General features: G+C 66.6%; 14 protein-coding genes and 1 pseudogene. 11 read left to right on the forward strand and 4 right to left on the reverse strand.

The window, feature by feature from the left end; translation table 11 throughout:
• The first annotated feature begins 30 nt into the window (after nucleotides 1-30).
• The 3 genes and pseudogenes from J0J10_RS16670 to J0J10_RS16680 all read left to right on the forward strand — a co-directional run bounded on the left by J0J10_RS16670 (nucleotide 31) and on the right by J0J10_RS16680 (nucleotide 3,145).
• Nucleotides 31-822: an SDR family oxidoreductase gene (locus J0J10_RS16670; RefSeq protein ID WP_291638926.1), complete on the forward strand. Its 792-nt coding sequence runs from the start codon at nucleotides 31-33 to the stop codon at nucleotides 820-822.
• A 113-nt stretch (nucleotides 823-935) separates the two neighbouring features.
• Nucleotides 936-1,760 (forward strand): sugar phosphate isomerase/epimerase family protein, encoded by an 825-nt coding sequence (locus J0J10_RS16675; RefSeq protein ID WP_291647560.1) that lies wholly within the window; start codon nucleotides 936-938, stop codon nucleotides 1,758-1,760.
• Between the two features lie 273 nt (nucleotides 1,761-2,033).
• Nucleotides 2,034-3,145, forward strand: a pseudogene (locus tag J0J10_RS16680) (Gfo/Idh/MocA family protein).
• 153 nt (nucleotides 3,146-3,298) lie between these two features.
• Here the strand turns inward: J0J10_RS16680 and J0J10_RS16685 are convergent.
• A complete protein-coding gene (locus tag J0J10_RS16685; RefSeq protein ID WP_291647562.1) occupies nucleotides 3,299-3,841 on the reverse strand; it encodes a phosphatase domain-containing protein in 543 nt (180 codons plus the stop codon).
• A gap of 222 nt (nucleotides 3,842-4,063) precedes the next feature.
• Between J0J10_RS16685 and J0J10_RS16690 the strand changes: the two genes are divergently transcribed.
• The 3 genes from J0J10_RS16690 to J0J10_RS16700 are packed head-to-tail and all read left to right on the forward strand — an operon-like array spanning nucleotide 4,064 to nucleotide 6,976.
• On the forward strand, nucleotides 4,064-5,161 hold the full coding sequence (locus tag J0J10_RS16690; RefSeq protein WP_291647564.1) for an amino acid ABC transporter permease: 1,098 nt from the start codon (nucleotides 4,064-4,066) through the stop codon (nucleotides 5,159-5,161).
• A gap of 2 nt (nucleotides 5,162-5,163) precedes the next feature.
• Complete coding sequence (locus tag J0J10_RS16695) at nucleotides 5,164-6,264, forward strand: amino acid ABC transporter permease (RefSeq protein ID WP_291647566.1); 1,101 nt, start codon at nucleotides 5,164-5,166, stop codon at nucleotides 6,262-6,264.
• Between the two features lie 28 nt (nucleotides 6,265-6,292).
• Nucleotides 6,293-6,976: a GntR family transcriptional regulator gene (locus J0J10_RS16700; protein WP_291647568.1), complete on the forward strand. Its 684-nt coding sequence runs from the start codon at nucleotides 6,293-6,295 to the stop codon at nucleotides 6,974-6,976.
• On the opposite strand, the gene J0J10_RS16705 is transcribed toward J0J10_RS16700, so the two are convergent.
• The 3 genes from J0J10_RS16705 to J0J10_RS16715 all read right to left on the reverse strand — a co-directional run bounded on the left by J0J10_RS16705 (nucleotide 6,952) and on the right by J0J10_RS16715 (nucleotide 9,707).
• The gene (locus J0J10_RS16705) at nucleotides 6,952-7,470 is read right to left on the reverse strand and encodes a protein-tyrosine phosphatase family protein (protein ID WP_291638182.1); all 519 of its coding nucleotides are present in this window, start codon (nucleotides 7,468-7,470) and stop codon (nucleotides 6,952-6,954) included. The genes J0J10_RS16700 and J0J10_RS16705 overlap by 25 nt on opposite strands.
• A gap of 102 nt (nucleotides 7,471-7,572) precedes the next feature.
• Nucleotides 7,573-8,616, reverse strand: a complete 1,044-nt coding sequence (locus tag J0J10_RS16710; protein WP_291647570.1) for a transporter substrate-binding domain-containing protein — start codon at nucleotides 8,614-8,616, stop codon at nucleotides 7,573-7,575.
• A 230-nt stretch (nucleotides 8,617-8,846) separates the two neighbouring features.
• Complete coding sequence (locus tag J0J10_RS16715) at nucleotides 8,847-9,707, reverse strand: mechanosensitive ion channel family protein (RefSeq protein WP_291647571.1); 861 nt, start codon at nucleotides 9,705-9,707, stop codon at nucleotides 8,847-8,849.
• An 824-nt stretch (nucleotides 9,708-10,531) separates the two neighbouring features.
• Between J0J10_RS16715 and J0J10_RS16720 the strand changes: the two genes are divergently transcribed.
• The 5 genes from J0J10_RS16720 to J0J10_RS16740 all read left to right on the forward strand — a co-directional run bounded on the left by J0J10_RS16720 (nucleotide 10,532) and on the right by J0J10_RS16740 (nucleotide 17,100).
• Nucleotides 10,532-11,563, forward strand: a complete 1,032-nt coding sequence (locus J0J10_RS16720; RefSeq protein WP_291638179.1) for a LacI family DNA-binding transcriptional regulator — start codon at nucleotides 10,532-10,534, stop codon at nucleotides 11,561-11,563.
• A gap of 93 nt (nucleotides 11,564-11,656) precedes the next feature.
• Nucleotides 11,657-13,120 (forward strand): FAD-binding oxidoreductase, encoded by a 1,464-nt coding sequence (locus tag J0J10_RS16725; protein ID WP_291647577.1) that lies wholly within the window; start codon nucleotides 11,657-11,659, stop codon nucleotides 13,118-13,120.
• A 29-nt stretch (nucleotides 13,121-13,149) separates the two neighbouring features.
• Entirely contained in the window at nucleotides 13,150-14,670 is a 1,521-nt protein-coding gene (locus J0J10_RS16730; protein ID WP_291647578.1) for a xylulokinase, read from the forward strand.
• 2 nt (nucleotides 14,671-14,672) lie between these two features.
• Nucleotides 14,673-15,728 carry an ABC transporter ATP-binding protein gene (locus tag J0J10_RS16735; protein WP_291647580.1) on the forward strand — a complete coding sequence of 352 codons (1,056 nt, stop codon included), beginning with the start codon at nucleotides 14,673-14,675 and terminating at the stop codon, nucleotides 15,726-15,728.
• 49 nt (nucleotides 15,729-15,777) lie between these two features.
• Nucleotides 15,778-17,100: an ABC transporter substrate-binding protein gene (locus J0J10_RS16740; protein ID WP_291647582.1), complete on the forward strand. Its 1,323-nt coding sequence runs from the start codon at nucleotides 15,778-15,780 to the stop codon at nucleotides 17,098-17,100.
• Nucleotides 17,101-17,145 lie beyond the last annotated feature (45 nt).

Here is a 17,145-nt window from a genome sequence, read left to right on the forward strand (position 1 = left end):
GGGAATAGCCGATTGGCGCGGGAGGCCCGAATGGCAGATCAAATCCTTCCCATGGACCTCAGCGGCTATCGGGTCCTGATCACGGCGGCCGGCAGTGGAATCGGCAAGGTTTCCGCCGAGGCTTTTCTCGCCTGCGGTGCCCGCGTCTATGTCAGCGACATCCAGCCCGAGCCATTGCTGTCGACCATCGCCAGCACCGCGGGCCTCGACGGCAGCGTCGCCGACGTAGCCGAGCCCGAGCCGGTGCGCCGGATGTTCGCAGAAGCGCTCGACAGGCTCGGCGGACTAGACGTCCTCATCAACAATGCCGGCGTCGGCGGCCCGACATCGGGCATCGAACAGATCACGCCCGAGCAGGTCGAGCAGACGCTCGCCGTCAACGTCAAGTCGCAGTTCCATTGCAGCGCCGAGGCCGTCAAGGCGATGCGCGCCAATGGCGGCGGCGCGATCATCAATATGAGTTCTGTCGCCGGCCGCCTCGCCTTCCCCAACCGCACGCCCTATGCCGCGGCCAAATGGGGCGTGATCGGCTTCACCAAGAGCCTCGCCATGGAGGTAGGACGCGACAATATCCGCGTCAACGCCGTACTTCCGGGCCATGTCGAGGGCGACCGCTTCCGCAACATCTGGACCCAGCGCGCGCGGGAGGCCGGGCTCGAACCCGAAGTGGTGTTCAAGGAACTGTTCGACCGGACCGCACTGGGTCGAACGGTCAGTGCCGAGGACATCGCCAATACGCAGATCTTCCTGGCCTCGCCCTATGCCGCCTCGATCACCGGTCAGGCGATCAGCGTCTGCGGCGGCGTCGAAATGATGCGCTGAAGCAGCTTTCTGGCAGCACCGGACGACATGGCTGGGACGGTGCGAAGCCAGCATCCAGAGACGCCCGCGCTGCGCGAGGGCGCGGGAAAGCTCGAGAGACGCCGGAGGACACGATGCGTGAAGTCGCGATCAACTGCTATTCCTACATCTGGAAGATGGCCGCGGACGAGGCCATCGACCATCTGGCCGGGCTCGGCTATCGCGAGCTCGAATTCATGGTCAACTGGCCGCATCTGTGGCCCTCCGCGCTGGGGCCGCAGGCCCGGCGCCGGACCCGGCAGGCTCTCGAACGAAACGGCGCACGGATCATCTCCCTGGCCCCGCCGATGCTGGACCTCAACCTGGTCAGTCCGGCGCCGGAAATGCGCCGATACACGATCGACCACTATATCGACGTCATTCGTCTCGCCGGGGAGTGGGACGTGCCCTGGGTCGTGGTCGTTCCCGGCAAGACCCATCCGCTGCTGCCGCTGCCGGACCATTATCGGGACCGCTGGTTCGACGACGCCCTGGTCGAGCTCGAACGCTGCGCCGCCGCCGAAGGCGTCGAGATCACGCTCGAGAACGTCCCGAACTCATTTCTGCCGCGCGCGGAGGACCTGATGTCCCGGCTCGCCCGGATCGGCAGCGACCGGATCGGCATCACCTATGACGTCGCGAACGCCGTCTTCTTCGGGGAGGATCCTTCGCAGGGACTCGAAGAGGTCGCCTCCCGACTGCGCTTCGTCCACCTCTCCGACACGGGCACCAAGACCTGGGCGCATGCGACGATCGGCACCGGCGTCGTGCCGGTTCAGGACATCGGCGCAGCGCTCGACCGGATCGGGTTCACCGGGCCGACCTCGCTCGAGATCATCTCCCCGGAGCCCGACGCCGATATCCGCAAGAGCCATGACATGCTCGCAGGCTGGGGCTGGCGGCCAAGAGACCGGCACTGACGGAGCAGAAGGCGCGCCCCCGTCGAAGCCCCGCAATCACACGGCGATGCGACGCCGCCGAATATAGGGGCCGGATCGAGGCGCGGCCTGCGAACGCAGCAGTCACGGCGACGAGCGTGAACAAGGGCGCGCCGTATCAAAGTCAGCGTTGCTGATTCCGTTCTTCCGGCGTTCGATCACGGCAAGGGGTTGCAGGCGCTTTCGGACGGGCTCGCGAGCCCGACCGGGCGCCGCGCTTGCCTCGATCCACTCCTGCTTCGAACGAGCGCCCTGATGCGCGCACTCGGCGTTGGCCTGATCGGCACCGGCTATATGGGCAAATGTCATGCATTGGCCTGGAACGCGGTCGCGCCGGTATTCGGCGACGTGCCGCGCCCGCGGCTCGCCATGCTCTGTGAGGTCGATCTTGCGCTGGCGACGCGACGCGCCGGCGAGTTCGGCTTCGCGCGGGCGACCGCTGACTGGCGGGCTCTCGTCGCCGATCCCGAAATCGATGTCGTCTCGATCACGACGCCCAACGCCTTCCATGCCGAGATGGCCCTGGCGGCCCTGGAGGCCGGCAAGCATGTCTGGTGCGAAAAGCCGATGGCCACCTCGCTCGCCGACGCGCAGGCAATGGCCAAGGCTGCCGCAACGACGCGATCGGTCGCAGCGCTTGGCTACAACTACATCCAGAACCCGGCGATCAGGCTCGCTGCGAAGCTCATTGCCGAAGGGGCGATAGGCCGGGTCAGCCATGCCCGCATCGAGATGGACGAGGATTTCATGGCCGACCCGGCCGCTCCATTCTCCTGGAAGAGCCAAGCGGCCTCAGGCCATGGTGCGCTGGACGATTTCGGCGTTCACGCCTTTTCTCTGCTGACGCTGCTGCTCGGCGAGACCCGGGCCGTCATGGCCGATATGGCGAAGCCTTACCATGAGAGACCGCTGGCCGAGGGAGGCACGCGTGCCGTCGAAACACATGACGTGGCGAGCCTGCTGCTGCGTTTCGCCTCGGGGGCTTCCGGTCTGGTCGCGCTCAACCGCTCGGCCTGGGTCGCAAGGGCCGCATCGCGCTGCAGGTCTTCGGAGCGCGCGGCACGATCAGCTTCGATCAGGAGCGCCTGAACGAGATCGAGCTCTATCTCGCCGAAGGGCCAACGGATCGTCAGGGGTTTCGGCGCATCTTGAGCGGCCCGACGCACCCGCCTTACGACCGCTTCATCCCGGCACCTGGGCACGGACTCGGCTTCAACGAGCTCAAGATCATCGAATGCCGAGAACTCCTGCGCGCCATCGCTGGCGAGCCGGCTCATCTGGTCGATTTCGCAGCCGGGCTGCGCATCGAGCGCATCGTCGAAGCGGCCGCGCGCAGCTTCGACGAAGTACGCTGGATCACACTCTGACGTCTCGGCACCGCTTGTTCGGCTGCATCGGTCGTGATGACAGCCGACGTGCCGGCCCCGCCATGCGGTCGGCGCCTGCAAAGCGCGCTCTTGAGGCGCCGGCTCTCGGTGCCGGTGAAGGCGGGCGGCCCTTCGACGAAGTCGGGTGCCCGATCAGCGCGCCAGTTTCAGCGGGAATTTCATCAGATAATCGGTCTGCGCCGCGGTTTCGACCGCTGCGGCGGCGTGCTGCCGGCGAATCGTCGCGATCGCGTCGGCGGGGGACTGACCCGCTTCGACCAATAGCTGCGCCGCGATCGTGCCGGTGCGTCCCAGGCCGGCGCGGCAATGGATGGCCCAGATCTCTCCGGCCCGGAGGCGGGCGAGCAGGTCCAGCTGTTGCCAGGAGAGCGCGAAGCCGTCATCGGGAACGCCGAAATCGCGAATGGGAAGATGAGCCCAGCGCAGCCCTGCCCGGTCGACGGCGGCCGCGAAGTGCGCAGGCCCGCCGGGCAGTTCCTGCGCTTCGACGAGAGTGAGCACGCCGTCGGCGCCGAGCAGCGCGATATGTGCGAGATCGTCGATGACGGCCGCGCTCGCCTCCCGGTCCGAAGCCGCGGACGCCGCCCAGCGGCCGGGGCACGGGGAGAGCAGAAGCCGGCCGGCGATACCGGGCAGCGCGATGGTCGAGACAGGGGGGGCGGTCAAGCTGCGCAAGATGCGAGGCCCAAAATGCTGTGCGCAGGATACTGCGGCTCGGGACGATGTCGCGCCGGACACCGATGATCGGTCGCGTTCGGCAATTGACACTATGACATAGCTGTGTACAGCTATCCAATCATGATGTCCAGCTCTCCGCGCCCCGCAGAGACGAGTTCGTCGTCGCCACCGACACCGGACTGGCGGGATCGTCTTTCCGCCTGCGTCTGGCCGGCCGTGATGCTGCTGGGCCTTGGGCTGCTCGTCGCTCTGGCCGCGCGCAATGTCTCCGCCAATCTCGCGGCCTCGGGAATGGAGATCGACTTCTCTTTCCTCTGGCTGGAGGCAGGCTTCGACGTCAGCGAGAGCCTGATCGCCTATTCGCCGCGCGACACCTATGCGCGCGTGCTGCTCGTCGGCATTCTGAACACGCTCCTGGCCGCAGCCGTCGTGCTCGTCCTGGCGAGCAGCCTCGGGCTGGTCGTCGGGGTCGCGATGACGAGCTCGAACTGGCTCGTCCGAACCTTGGCCCATGGCTATGTCGAGCTGCTGCGCAACCTGCCGAAGCTGCTGATCCTGATCGCGCTCTATGTGATGATGGTGCGCTATCTGCCCCATGTCCGCCTGGCCTGGACCGGACCGTTCGGCGCCATGCTCAGCAATCGCGGGCTGTTCCTGCCCTGGCCAGTCATCGAGCATGGCGGCAGGCTGCTGGCCCTGGCGAGCGGGCTCTGGCTGGCGGGCTGGGTTCTGTGGGCGCGGCTTGCCCGGCGCAGACAGGATCGCACCGGCCAGCGCTACCCCGTCGCCCTGCCGGCCATCGCGGCCGGTGGGCTGCTCCTGGCCACGCTCGCCCTGCTCGACGCGATCAGGATCGGCTGGTCCGTGCCGGAGCTGAAGGGCTTCAACGTCGCCGGCGGCATGAGCCTTTCGCTGCAGTTCACCGCGCTCGTCGTGGCGCTGGGCGTCTATCACGGCGGCCAGATCGGCGCGATCGTCCGCGGCGGCATCATCGCGACCTCGTCCGGGCAGCGCGAGGCGGCGCAGGCGCTCGGGCTCGACTGGTTCAAGACCATGCGACTGATCGTGCTGCCGCAGGCGCTGCGCGTGATCACGCCGCCGCTCGGCAACCAGTACTCGAACCTGCTCAAGAACACCTCGATCGCCCTGGCCGTCGGCTATTCCGACCTGCTCAGCGTGGTCAGCACCTCGGTGAACCAGACCTTCCGGCCGATCGAGCTGATGCTGCTCGTGGCGGGCTTCTTCCTGGTGGTCAACATGCTGATCTCGGCGCTGGTGAACTGGTTCAGCCACACCTACCGCCTGAAGGGACGCTGATCATGGCCATGGTCTCCGTTCCACTGCCGCTCTCGGGCGCCCCGCGTACGCACCGGCCCAAGGCGCTGTTGGCCTGGCTGCACGCAAACCTGTTTTCGGGCTGGTGGAACTCGCTGCTGACCATCGTGACGCTGATACTGCTCTATCGCTTCGCGACGGCGGTGCTGAACTGGGCGGTGCTCGATGCGGTGCCATTATCGGGCAGCCGGACCGATTGCCTGAAGGCGGCGGGCGCGTGCTGGGCATTCCTCAGCGAAAAGGCCGATCTCATGCTGACCGGCACCTATCCGGCGGCCGAGCGCTGGCGCGCCTATCTCGCGAGCGCACTGATCATCGCGACGATCCTCGTCTTCGCGCTGGTCCCGATCGGGCTCTATATGCGCGTCGGCATGACCAGTCTGGCGGCGGCCGCCTCCTATCTGCTGCTGCGCGGCGGGATCGCTGGCCTGCCGCTGGTCGAATCCCACCGCTGGAACGGCCTGCCTCTGGTCCTGTTCCTCTCCACCTTCACCATGGCGGTGGCCTTTCCCCTGGGCGTCGTGCTCGCGCTGGCACGCTGGTCGCGGCATCGGGCCCTCAATCTCGCGGCCGTCGGGTATATCGAGACGGTGCGCGCCATCCCGATGGTCGCGGTGCTGTTCGCCGGCATCTTCGTGCTGCCGCTGCTGCTGACGCGCGGCGCCACGATCGAGCCCGTGATCGCCATCCTGATCGTGCTGACGCTGTTCTACGCCGCCTATTTTGCCGAGGACGTCCGCGGCGGCCTGCAGGCGCTACCCAAGGGCCAGGTCGAGGCCGGCGCCAGCCTGGGATTGTCGGGCTTTCAGCGCATCCATCTGATCGTCCTGCCGCAAGCCCTGCGGACGGCGGTGCCCGGCCTGACGAACTCGATCATCGGCAGCTTCAAGGATACGTCGCTCGTCGCCATCGTCGGCATGCATGATTTGCTCTCGACCTCGCGCATGGCATATGCCGATCCGCTTTGGCAGGCCTATGCACTTGAGGCCAATGTAGCGATCGGGCTGTTCTATTTCCTCTGTTGCTGGATGATCTCCGAGCGCGGCCGGCGACTCGGGCACGGCACCGGAAAGGCCGGCTCGTGACGGCCTTGGAAGACCGGAGAGGGCAAGGATGACCGAGACCACGATGCCGGAGGCGCAGCAGCTGCGCCAGTTGGTCCGATCGCGCAATGATGTGATCTTCGAGATCGTGCGCGACCGCATCTGCCTGCGCGAATATGACGAAGGCCACGTCATCCACGAGGCCGCGCTGGCGACCGAGTTCCGGGTCAGCCGGACGCCGATCAGGCAGGTCTTGCAGCGCCTCGTCTACGAGCAGCTCGCGGAAACGCGCAACGGCGTCGGTACCATCGTCTCCTATGTCGACCACCATGCCGTCGACATGCTGCGCTTCCGCATTGGCCTGACCGGTCTGATCGCCGATCTCGTACCGCTGCAAATGCCGGCCGGCCTCAGATCGGATTATGCGCGCCTGCTCTCGCTGGCCGAGCAACTGCGCGACAATTCCGCGATCAAGGAGGTCTGGACCGTCTGGCGCTCCCATCACGAGGTGCGCAACGCCTTGATCGGCGACGAGGCGCTGCGCCAGATGGATGACATGATCTTCTTCCGCATCGCGCGCAGCTGGGTCGCTTGGCTGAAGCGCGATCCGCGCCTGATGCGTGAATTGCTGACCGCGGAGATCGTCGCGACGGCAGAGAAGGCCGGCAGCCTATCGGCTCCGGAGCTGTTTCGCCTGCATGCGGCGCATCTGGAGCTCCTGCTGGCGCGCTATGGCGCGGACGCCAGCAGATAGGCGACCTGGTCGTTGCTTTCGATCGCATCCGGACGGGCCGCGCGCACTGCATCGATCGCCGCTTGAGGCTGGCTTCCCGCCGCGATCAGAACGCGGGCGGCCATCATGCCGCTGCGGCCGGCGCCGGCGAGGCAGCAGAACCCGACGCTGGCACCGAGATCGAGCTCCGGCAGCACCCTGCCGGCCAGCTCCGGCCAGTAGGAGCTCCTATCGGGGGCACAGAAATCGGCGATCGGTGCAAGCGTGACCTCGATGCCGCGCCTGCCCGCCGCACCCTGCAGGTGCTCGATATCTCCAGGCTCGCATTCGCCGGTGTCGAGCAGGCTGACCAGCAGCGTCACGCCATTTTCGGCCAGCCTGTCGAGGACGCGCTCCTGGCGATCATCGTCGATGCTTCGTTCGCCGCGACGCAGGATGACCAGCCCTGGAAAGGGCAGCATGCCGACGGCGCCGCTGAACCCGCGCGGGGAGACCCACGCGATATCGTCGTCCATGCCTTACTCTCTATGGCGCGGCGCACGCGGCCTTCCGGTCGCGTGCGCCTTTGCATCCATTAGAGCGGAGCAGCCCCCCGGCTGTCGAGCGTCCAATCGGCCCTAGCGGATCGGGAAGCTGAACATCAGGCCGCCATCCCTGGTCAGCCGATTGAGCGAGGCGGCGCGATCCATGGCGAGCGGCGAGCCCTTGCCGATGTGCTTCTCGAAGACCTCACCGTAATTGCCGACCTGCTTGATCAGGCGCGAGCTCCACTCCGGATGCAGCCCGAGCTTCTTGGCCATGTCGGCGGTCGGGCCGGTTGGCGAGATCAGGCGCTGCTCATCGATGGGCAGGTCCTTGAGCGTCGCCATCTTGGCGTCGATATTGGCCGAAGTGACGCCGAATTCCTCGGCGGCGATCATCACCTGGACGCCCCAGAACAGGGTCTTCTCGAGCTCCGTATCGGGCCGCGAGACGAGGGCGAGCGGCTCGGTGGCGGAGCGCTGCGGGACGATCACATAATCGTCCGGCTTCGGCGCAAGCAGCCGGTCGGCAGCCAATGCCGAGATCGAGCTCGCGACCGCATCGCATTTGCCGGAGAAGAAGGCCTGCAGGCGCGCCGTCTTGTCGGCGATGTTCTCGACCTTGTAGGGCAGCTTGGCGGCGCCGAACCAGTCGGCGAGGTAGAGCAGCGTGGTCGAGCCTTCCTCGGCACAGACGGTTGCCCCCGAAAGGTCCGCGAGCTTGGTCATGCCCAGGCTCTTGGGCACCATGAAGCCCTGGCCGTCGAAGAAGGTGGTCGTGACGAATGACACGCCGGGATCGGCATCGCGGGTGCCGGTCGCGGTGATGCCGCGCGAGGCGATATGGGCGCTGCCGCTGATGATCGCCTTCAGGCTGTCGGAAAAGCCGATGCCGCGCAGCTCGGCCTTGGCGGCGTCGCCGAAGATCGCGGCGGAGGCCATGCGGCAGAACTCGACATTGAAGCCGCGGAACGTGCCCTGGCTGTCGGGGACGGAGAAGCCCGGCGAGTTCGGGTTCACCAGGCAGATGATCTTGCCGTCCTGCTTGATCTTGTCGAGCACCGGCCCGGCCTGGGCTGCCGGCGCGAGAACGAACAGCGTTGCAGCGGCCAGAGTCGCGCGGAGCACCGGAAAAGCCATCTAGATCCCCTCGAGCTTATGATTGGCTTATAGCTGTGAAGCTGTATACAGCCATGCTTTGTACACGTCAAACATCCTGAGCCGACCTTGCGGAGCGCGGCATCGATCAGGGCCGCGTCGTCGAGCCCCGTGACGATTTGCGATCGCCGCCACTTCATCCGTTGCGCAGAGATCTCTGCGGCGACACGGCGCCTGCTGTCGCCCGGCACCGTCCCGCCCGATGGTGCAAATCAGCCCTCGGCCACCGCATGCGCAAGGTCCTTCGCCAGACAAGGCCTGCTGCCCGGCGGCCGGAGGCCTCGCGCCCTGATCGCGACGTCGATTGCCGAGAACACAGCGTCACGGCAATCGATCTCCTCCGCGAAGCTCGGGACCCAGAAGCGAACGGCATAGCGGATGCCGTCGCGCTCATAGGATATGACCCTTACGTCCGGAGCAGGCTTCGCCAGGATGATCGTCGGCTCGGCAGAGGCTTGCGCCAGCAGACCCTTGGCCATCGCGACCGGCACATCGTGACCGAGCAGAATCTGGACCTTGGTCCGGTAGCGCCGCCGCGGCGCGCTGTAGTTCGTGAGCCGCTGGCGTGCGATCTGGCTGTTGGGCAGGATCGTGTAAGTGTCGTCGCGCGTCAGAAGCCGGGTCGTGCGCCATCCAATCTCGACGATCCGGCCACGGACCGTGCTGTCGATCTCGACCCAGTCGCCGATGCGGTAGGGAGCCTCCAATCCCAGCGCGATTCCGGAGAGCACATCGGCGAGTGCGTTGCGAACGGCGAAGCCGAGGATCGCCAGAACGAGCCCCGAGCCGGCAAGGGCGCCGCTGACCGACTGCCCGAAGACCAGGATGATGGTTGCGATGGCCGCAGCGATGAACAGCGCGACCGAGACGAGTTCCTGAAGCAGCCTGGGCACACGCCGACGGTTCGGGCCGACGCGCTCCAGCGCGATGCCGATAAGGCGGCCACCGAGCCAGGCCGCCGTGAAATAGCTCAACGCACCCGAGAGCATCCGAATGGCATCAGCTTCGATATCGGGCCTGGTCGCGTCCAGGATCGACTGATGCGCGAGGTAGATGCCGATGCTCGTCAACATGGCCGCAGCAGGCCAGAACAAGCGGTGGCGAACGATCTCGTGCCGACTCATGAGCGCTCTGGCCGCCCTCTGCCCGGCGCCGCGGCGGACGGCCGCAAGCCACCGGTTTCGCCGGAGGGGCGCGCCTCGGCAAAGCCGCCCTGCTCGAGGCGACTTGAACACCACGGGCAACGCATCGCGGTCCGCGGGACACTGCGAGTGCAGCGTGCGCAGACCAGCCTGAAACGAATAGTCATCGATCCAACTCCCCTGCGCGCCGGCAAGGCGGCGCGAAAACCCTCGATCTGCTCTCGGTCGGGGGCCCGGAGGGCGATGGCGGCAGCGTCAGGTCGCCGCGAAGCCGCTCCGGGTAACGACATGCGTCTCCGGGATCGAATCCACTTTGAATTTCTGAATCATTTTGAGCATATAAGATATATATACTATTATTATACTATTTCAACCGCTCGTCAGCCGAATATATTTTTGCCAACTTAGCTATAGATGAATTTATTCTTCAGAAATACGGATATCACGAAAGCGCAAATCGCCCTCGCTCATCTGCCGCGCAGCCATCACCACGCCGAAGGCTGCGCCTTGCGGCTGGTTGAAGCTGGCCAAACTCGGTGCGGATTTCGAGCTGCTCCCGTCTTGGTTTCTCTGCCCCGTCGTTCGCCCGGAATATGGCCGATCGCCCCCCCCCCCCCCCGGAAACCTGTCCGTCTTCCAAGAATTCCCGAACCGGCTGCCGGTGACGTGCTAAACCGCGACAGCGCGCCTCTCGGCATCTTGCTCTTGCAGCCTTCATAACGGGGATAGGTGGCGCGCCTATTGGGAGACGCAGAGTGTCGCGCGATCATCGGGTGAGTCTCAAGGATGTCGCCAAGCTGGCAGGCGTCGACGTCTCGACGGCATCGCGCATCCTCGGCGGCAAGCCCGGACAGCGCATCTCCGAAGAAGCGCGCGCCAGAATCCTGGAAGCGGCCAAGAGCTTGCAATATCAGCCGAATGCGCTGGCGAGGGCTCTGCGGACCGCACGGACATTCACGCTCGGCCTGGTCGTGCCGCAGTTCGACAACCCGGTGTTCTCGCTTGCGATCCGGGGAGCCGAGGCCGCTGCCGCGCGGCGGGGATATTCGATCCTGATCGCCCATCGCGACCCCGACCACATCGATGCCGGCACCTATGAACGTCTTGCCGGAACCCATCGCGTCGATGGCCTGCTTGCGGCCAGCCTCGACGACGACCGCAACCTGATCGAGGATCTCAAAGCCGCACAAATTCCGTTCGTGCTGATGAACCGCAGCGTCGGCACCTCACCATCGGTCGCGCTCGATACCGAGAGCGCAGCACGCATCGGCGTCGAGCACCTGCTCGCCCTCGGGCATCGGCGCGTCGCGCATATCGCCGGACGCCTCGAGGGCTTCAACGGCCAGGCCAGGTTGGCGGGCTATTACGGGGCTCTACAGGCGGCAGGCTTGCCGGCCGATCCCTCGCTCGTCGAGCCGGCCGGCTACAGCGTCGAAGGCGGCGCCGAGGCCATGCGTCGCCTTCTCACCCGATGCGCGCCCCTGCCAACCGCGGTGCTGGCGGCCACCCTCGTTTCGGCGACGGGAGCGATCGCGGCATTGCATGAAGCGGGGATCAGCGTACCGCGGCAAATCTCGGTGATCGCAATCCACGACGCCCCGATCGCGGCCATGGTCTACCCCGCGCTCACGACCGTCCGGACCCCATTGGAAGCGATGGGCGCATCGGCCGCCGAACTCCTGATCGACCTCATCGAGGGCGGGACGCCCGAGGCCGTACGCCTTCTGCCGCCCAGCGGTCTCTCCATCCGCAAATCCACCGCCCCTCCCCCACTTGACAGCGCGTAAATTCGACATTCTACTTGCGCAAACGATTGTTCAGATCGCTTGGGAGGGTTTTTCGATGCTGTGTGCCGCTCTCACCCCGCGGAGCCCGCCCGCATGAGTTCCGTGCCAGCATCGCAGGGGGCCGCGAAGCCGCTGTCCCGTATCGCCGACATCGTCGGCGCGCAGAATCTCCTGATCGACGAAGCAACCCTGCGCCAGTATGCGCGTGATCGGCTTCCTTTCGGCATCTTCAAGCACCGGTCCGGCGGCCTGCCGGGAACCACGCCGGTCGCCGTCGCGCGCCCCGCCAGCGAAGATGAAGTCGCCGCATTGCTCGAAGCCTCCGCGGCCGAAGGCTTCCGGGTCATTCCCTTCGGCCTGGGCTCGGGCGTGCTCGGCGGCACGATCCCGCTCGGCGGCGAGGTGATGCTCGACCTGACGCGCCTCGACAAGCTCGTCTCGATCGACGAGGTCAACGGCCTCGCCACCGTCCAGGCCGGCATGAACGGCTGGGACTTCGAAACCGCGCTCAATGCAGCGGGATGGACCAGCGGGCACCTGCCCCAGTCGATCAAGATCTCGACCGTCGGCGGCTGGGCCGCCTGCCGCGGCGGCGGCCAGGCCAGCTCCCGCTATGGCAAGATCGAGGACATCGTCGTCGGCCTCAAGGCCGTGCTGCCCGACGGGCGCAAGCTCGAAGTGCGCCCGGTCGCCCGCCGCTCGGTCGGCCCGTCCCTCATCGACCTCTTCGTCGGCTCGGAAGGCACGCTCGGCGTGATCACCGAGCTGACGCTGCGGATTTTCCGCAAGCCCGAGGTCGAGCAGGGTGTCGTGCTCGCCTTCCCGACGGTCGAGGCAGCCCTGAGCATGGCGCGAAGGGTCATGCAGGCGGAACTGCGCCCACAGGTCGTGCGCATCTATGACGAAATCGAAAGCCGCGATCGCACCAAGGGCATCGCCCTGTTCAGCGAGAAGCCGATCCTCGCGATCCTGGTCTTCAGCGGCAGCAGGAACACCGCTGAGGCCGAGGAACGCGATGCGCTCGCCATCGCCGAGCAGGAAGGCGGCACGATCGCCGATGACGCCCCGCTGCGGCATTGGCGCGAGGTCCGCTACGAATCCTACTCGGCCAAATGGCAGGCGGCCGGCTATTTCATGGACACGATCGAGGTGTGCTGTCCGTGGAGCACCCTGCCCGATCTCTACGAGAAGGCGCGCGCTGCCGCGCTCGCCATCCGGGCCGACATGCATTTCGGCGCGCACTGGTCCCATGTCTATGCCGAGGGTGCCTGCCAGTACATGACCATCCGCCTGCCGCCGATGCCCGATGCCGAAGGTCTCGTCCTGCATGGCAAGCTCTGGGACGCGATCCAGTCGGTCACGCTCGCCTGCGGCGGCAGCATCGCGCACCATCACGGCGCCGGCGTCTTCCGCAATCCCTGGATGCGTGATGAACTGGGCACGGGCCTCGACGTGCTCCAGGCGATCAAGGACGCGCTCGACCCGGACAACCGCCTCAACCCCGGCAAGCTCGGCCTGCGCCCGGCGCCCGGCACCGTTGCCGTCGGTCATCGCTGAGGGATGCCCCTGATGTGGTGGAGCCTGACATGAGCGCGGCCGATACGCTGTTGCTCGGCATCGACCTCGGCGCCGGCTCGCTGAAGGCGAGCCTCATCCGCCTGGACGGGTCGCTCGAAGGAGAGGCCAGCCACCCGGTCTCGACGCTTGCCCCGCAACCGGGCTGGAGCGAGCAGGACCCGGCCGAGTGGTGGCGCGCAGTCTGTGCGGCGGTGCCGGCTGCGCTGGCGAAGACCGGCCGCAGCCCGGCCAGCATCGCTGCGCTCTCCTTCTCGGCCGGAGCCCATACGCAGGTGCTCGAAGATCGCGCTGGGCGCATCATCCGCCCAGCGATCCTCTGGAACGACCAGCGCTCGGGCCCGCAGACCCGGGCCCTGCGCGAGCGCGCCGACGACCGCATCCTGGAGCTCGGCTTCAACCGGGCGAACCCGACCTGGACGCTGCCGCAGATGCTCTGGCTGAAGGAGCATGAGCCGGAAGCCTTCCAGCGCGTGCACCGGCTCTATCTCGCCAAGGACTGGCTGCGCAGCCGCTTCACCGGCGGCTTCGAGACCGACACGATCGACGCCGTCGGCGCCTTGATGGCCGATGCGCGCACGCTGCAATGGTCGCAGGAGCTCTGCGGCCTGATCGGCTGGAACATGGCAACCCTGCCGCCGATCGTCGCGGCGACCAGCCGCTGCGGCAGCGTGACCGCGGACGCCGCGCGCCAGACGGGGCTCCTCGCCGGCACGCCCGTGATCTGCGGCACCTCCGATACGGCGGTCGAGACTTACGGCGCCGGGATGATGCGCCCGGGCCTCGGCGTCGCCAAGCTCGCCACGGCCGCGACGGTCAGCGTGCTCTCCCCGCACGCCGTGCCGCACAAGGAGCTGATCAACTATCCGCACGTTATACCCGACCACTGGTATGTCATCACCGCGACGAACTCCTGCGCCTCCGCGCACAAATGGCTGCGCGACACCTTCTTCCGTCGCGAAGGCGAAGACGGACAGGCAGCGTTCGACGCGATGGAGCACGCCGCGAACACCGTCCGGGCCGGCAGCGAAGGGCTGTTCTTCCATCCCTATCTGAACGGCGAACGCAGCCCCTATTGGGACCCGATGCTGCGCGCCGATTTCGTCGGCATCGGCTTCAACCATGGGCCGGGGCATTTCGTGCGCGCGCTCTACGAAGGCATTTCCTACTCGCTGCGCGACTGCCTCGAAGTGCTGCGCGCGAACGGGCTCGGCTTCGAGACCGCGCGCCTGACCGGCGGCGGGGCACGCAGCCCGCTCTGGCGCCAGATCCTCGCCGATGTGCTGGCCGTCAAAGTGGAATTGCCGGCCGTCGCCGATGCCAGCTTCGGCGCGGCGCTGCTGGCAGGCGTCGGGATCGGGGCCTATTCCAGTGCGACAGCCGCCGAACAGGCGATCCGCGTCGTCGCCACCCACGAGCCCGATCCGAGCCGGGTCGAGCTCTACGAGCGCGGATTTGCGCTCTACCGAGACATCCAGGCGGCGCTCGCCCCGCTCAATCACCGCATCCGCGCCCAGTACGGAGCGAGCTGATCATGGCCTCCGTCACGCTCCAAGGCGTCAGCAAGTCGTTCGGCAGCATGGCGGTCGTCGATGCGGTCGACCTGTCGATCGACGAGGGCGAGTTCATGGTGCTCGTCGGCCCCTCGGGCTGCGGCAAGTCGACGACGCTGCGCATGATTGCGGGGCTCGAAGAGAGCACTGGCGGCACGATCCGCATCGGGGGGCGCGACGTGACGCGGCTGGAGCCGCGCGAACGGAACATCGCCATGGTCTTCCAGAACTATGCGCTCTACCCGCACAAGAGCGTACGCGAGAACCTCGCCTTCGGCCTGAAGATGCGCGGTACCGGCAAGGCCGAGATCGAACAGCGCGTCACCCGCGCGGCGCAGATGCTGAAGATCGAGAACCTGCTGGCGCGCAAGCCCCGCCAGCTCTCCGGCGGCCAGATGCAGCGCGTCGCCCTCGGCCGGGCGCTGGTGCGCGAGCCCGACGTCTTCCTGTTCGACGAGCCACTCTCCAACCTCGACGCCAAGATGCGGGTCCATATGCGCGACGAGATCGCCCGTCTGCATCGGGCCGTCGGCACCGCGATGATCTACGTCACCCACGACCAGGTCGAGGCGATGACGCTCGGCGACCGGATCTGCGTGATGCGCGACGGCGTCGTGCAGCAGGTCGGCCGCCCGCTGGAGGTCTACGACCGGCCCGCCAACCGCTTTGTCGCCGGCTTCATCGGCTCGCCCGAGATGAACTTCGTCGAAGGCGCGATCGAGCAGCGCGACGGGCGTCTCGTCTTCGCTGCCGGCGAGTTCACGATACCGCTCGCCCCGGCGATGGCAGGCACCGGCAAGGTCACGCTCGGCATCAGGCCGGAGCATCTCGAACGCGATCCATCCGGCTTCGCCGCACGTGTCGTCCATATCGAGCGCATGGGCGATGAGAGCGTGCTCACGCTCGATGCCGGCGTAGCCCTGCGCGTCCTGATCGATCGCGACGACGACGTCGCCGAGGGCGACACGCTGCGCTTTGCGGCCCCGCCGCACCGGCTGCACCTGTTCGACAAGGAAGGAAAGACCCTGCGGATCTGAAACCGGCGCAAGACCGGTTCAACCGACAATGAAACGAGGAGGAGACGCGATGACGACCAGGAAGACCGGCGGGCTCTCCCGCCGCTCGCTGCTGACAGCGGGCGCCGGGGCTGCAGCAGCCACGATCTACATGCCGGCCGTGCACTCGCAAGTGCATGAGCTGCGCTTTCTCAACGGCGAACCCGCCGTCGACTCGGTGCGAGCCCTGCGTGTCGCAGCCGCGCAGTATGAGAAGGAACGCCGGATCAAGGTCACGATCGACACCGTGCCCTCCGGCGACGCCTATACGCGCACCGTCTCAGCCATCAAGGGCGGGCGGCCCTACGACATCTCGACGCTGATCTTTGTCGCCCATGTGCTGACCCTCGCCAATGAAGGCCAGCTCACGCCGATCACCGAGCTCGTGAACCGGCACAAATGGGGCAAGCGGATCCTGTTCCCGGTGAACGGGCAGCACTACTGGTACATGTACGACTACAATCTGTGCTGGCTGTTCTACCGCAAGGACCTCTACGATTCCGCCAAGCTCGAGCCGCCCAAGACCTGGGCGCAATTGCTCGAAAACTGCCGTAAGACCTCAGGAACCGAGGGCGGCAGCCAGCGCTTCGGCATGGCGACGCCGATCGGCAACAACGACGCGACCAATTGGATGAGCCTGGCCTATATGTGGGCCGACGGCATCTCGCTGTTCGACGACAAATGGACGAACACCTTCGCCAGCGAGGAGAACCGCAAGCGCGCTGCGGCCTATCTCGATTTCTTCGGCGAAATGTACAAGACGATGCCGCCCGGCATGACGCAGGCGGGGTTCGGCACCATCACCGCCGCCTACTCCTCCGGGCAGGCAGCGCACGCGCCTTACGCCGGGCGCCTGATCGAGATTCTCGAACAGCGCGCGCCCCAGCTCGCGGACAAGTACGGCATGATGCCGTACCCCGACAGCGCCGGCAAACAGGCCGCGGTCAACCACGGTTATGACGGCTGGGTCGTCGGCAAGACGCCGATGGCCGAGGAGGCGGTGCGCTTCCTCGAATGGTTCTCGGACGCGCACTACATCAACTTCCTGCACTCGGCGCCGCTGCATTTCCAGCCGCCACGCCTCGACATCTACGAGGATGCACGCTGGCGGGCGCATCCGTTGATCGAAAAGCATGCCGGTGCGGTGAAGACGATGCAGGGCTTCCTCGATGACCCCAACATCGTCATCCGCTCGGTCGACACCGAGGGACCGGCACCGGATCTGCGCCCTGCGAAGATCTTCGAATCCTGGGTGTTCCCGGAGATGCTCCAGAACAAGGTGCTGAAGAACCTGTCGTCGCAGGACTGCGTCTCGCAGGCCGTCGAGAAGATGAACCGCGCCATTGCCGGCTGAGCCGCGCACCACAACGCAAAGGAGGGCGGGCCCTTCGGGGCCTGC

Origin of the sequence: Allobosea sp., assembly GCF_017308075.1 — a bacterium.
In the GTDB taxonomy this organism is placed as follows: domain Bacteria; phylum Pseudomonadota; class Alphaproteobacteria; order Rhizobiales; family Beijerinckiaceae; genus Allobosea.

Excerpts from the sequence above, each read along its gene's own strand:
- J0J10_RS16735 (WP_291647580.1), top strand. The coding sequence starts at position 14,673 with ATGGCCTCCGTCACGCTCCAAGGCGTCAGCAAGTCGTTCGGCAGCATG.
- J0J10_RS16695 (WP_291647566.1), top strand. The coding sequence starts at position 5,164 with ATGGCCATGGTCTCCGTTCCACTGCCGCTCTCGGGCGCCCCGCGTACG.
- J0J10_RS16675 (WP_291647560.1), top strand. The coding sequence starts at position 936 with ATGCGTGAAGTCGCGATCAACTGCTATTCCTACATCTGGAAGATGGCC.
- J0J10_RS16690 (WP_291647564.1), top strand. The coding sequence starts at position 4,064 with ATGCTGCTGGGCCTTGGGCTGCTCGTCGCTCTGGCCGCGCGCAATGTC.
- J0J10_RS16730 (WP_291647578.1), top strand. The coding sequence starts at position 13,150 with ATGAGCGCGGCCGATACGCTGTTGCTCGGCATCGACCTCGGCGCCGGC.
- J0J10_RS16670 (WP_291638926.1), top strand. The coding sequence starts at position 31 with ATGGCAGATCAAATCCTTCCCATGGACCTCAGCGGCTATCGGGTCCTG.
- J0J10_RS16710 (WP_291647570.1), bottom strand. The coding sequence starts at position 8,616 with ATGGCTTTTCCGGTGCTCCGCGCGACTCTGGCCGCTGCAACGCTGTTC.
- J0J10_RS16700 (WP_291647568.1), top strand. The coding sequence starts at position 6,293 with ATGACCGAGACCACGATGCCGGAGGCGCAGCAGCTGCGCCAGTTGGTC.
- J0J10_RS16715 (WP_291647571.1), bottom strand. The coding sequence starts at position 9,707 with ATGTTGACGAGCATCGGCATCTACCTCGCGCATCAGTCGATCCTGGAC.
- J0J10_RS16705 (WP_291638182.1), bottom strand. The coding sequence starts at position 7,470 with ATGGACGACGATATCGCGTGGGTCTCCCCGCGCGGGTTCAGCGGCGCC.
- J0J10_RS16740 (WP_291647582.1), top strand. The coding sequence starts at position 15,778 with ATGACGACCAGGAAGACCGGCGGGCTCTCCCGCCGCTCGCTGCTGACA.
- J0J10_RS16725 (WP_291647577.1), top strand. The coding sequence starts at position 11,657 with ATGAGTTCCGTGCCAGCATCGCAGGGGGCCGCGAAGCCGCTGTCCCGT.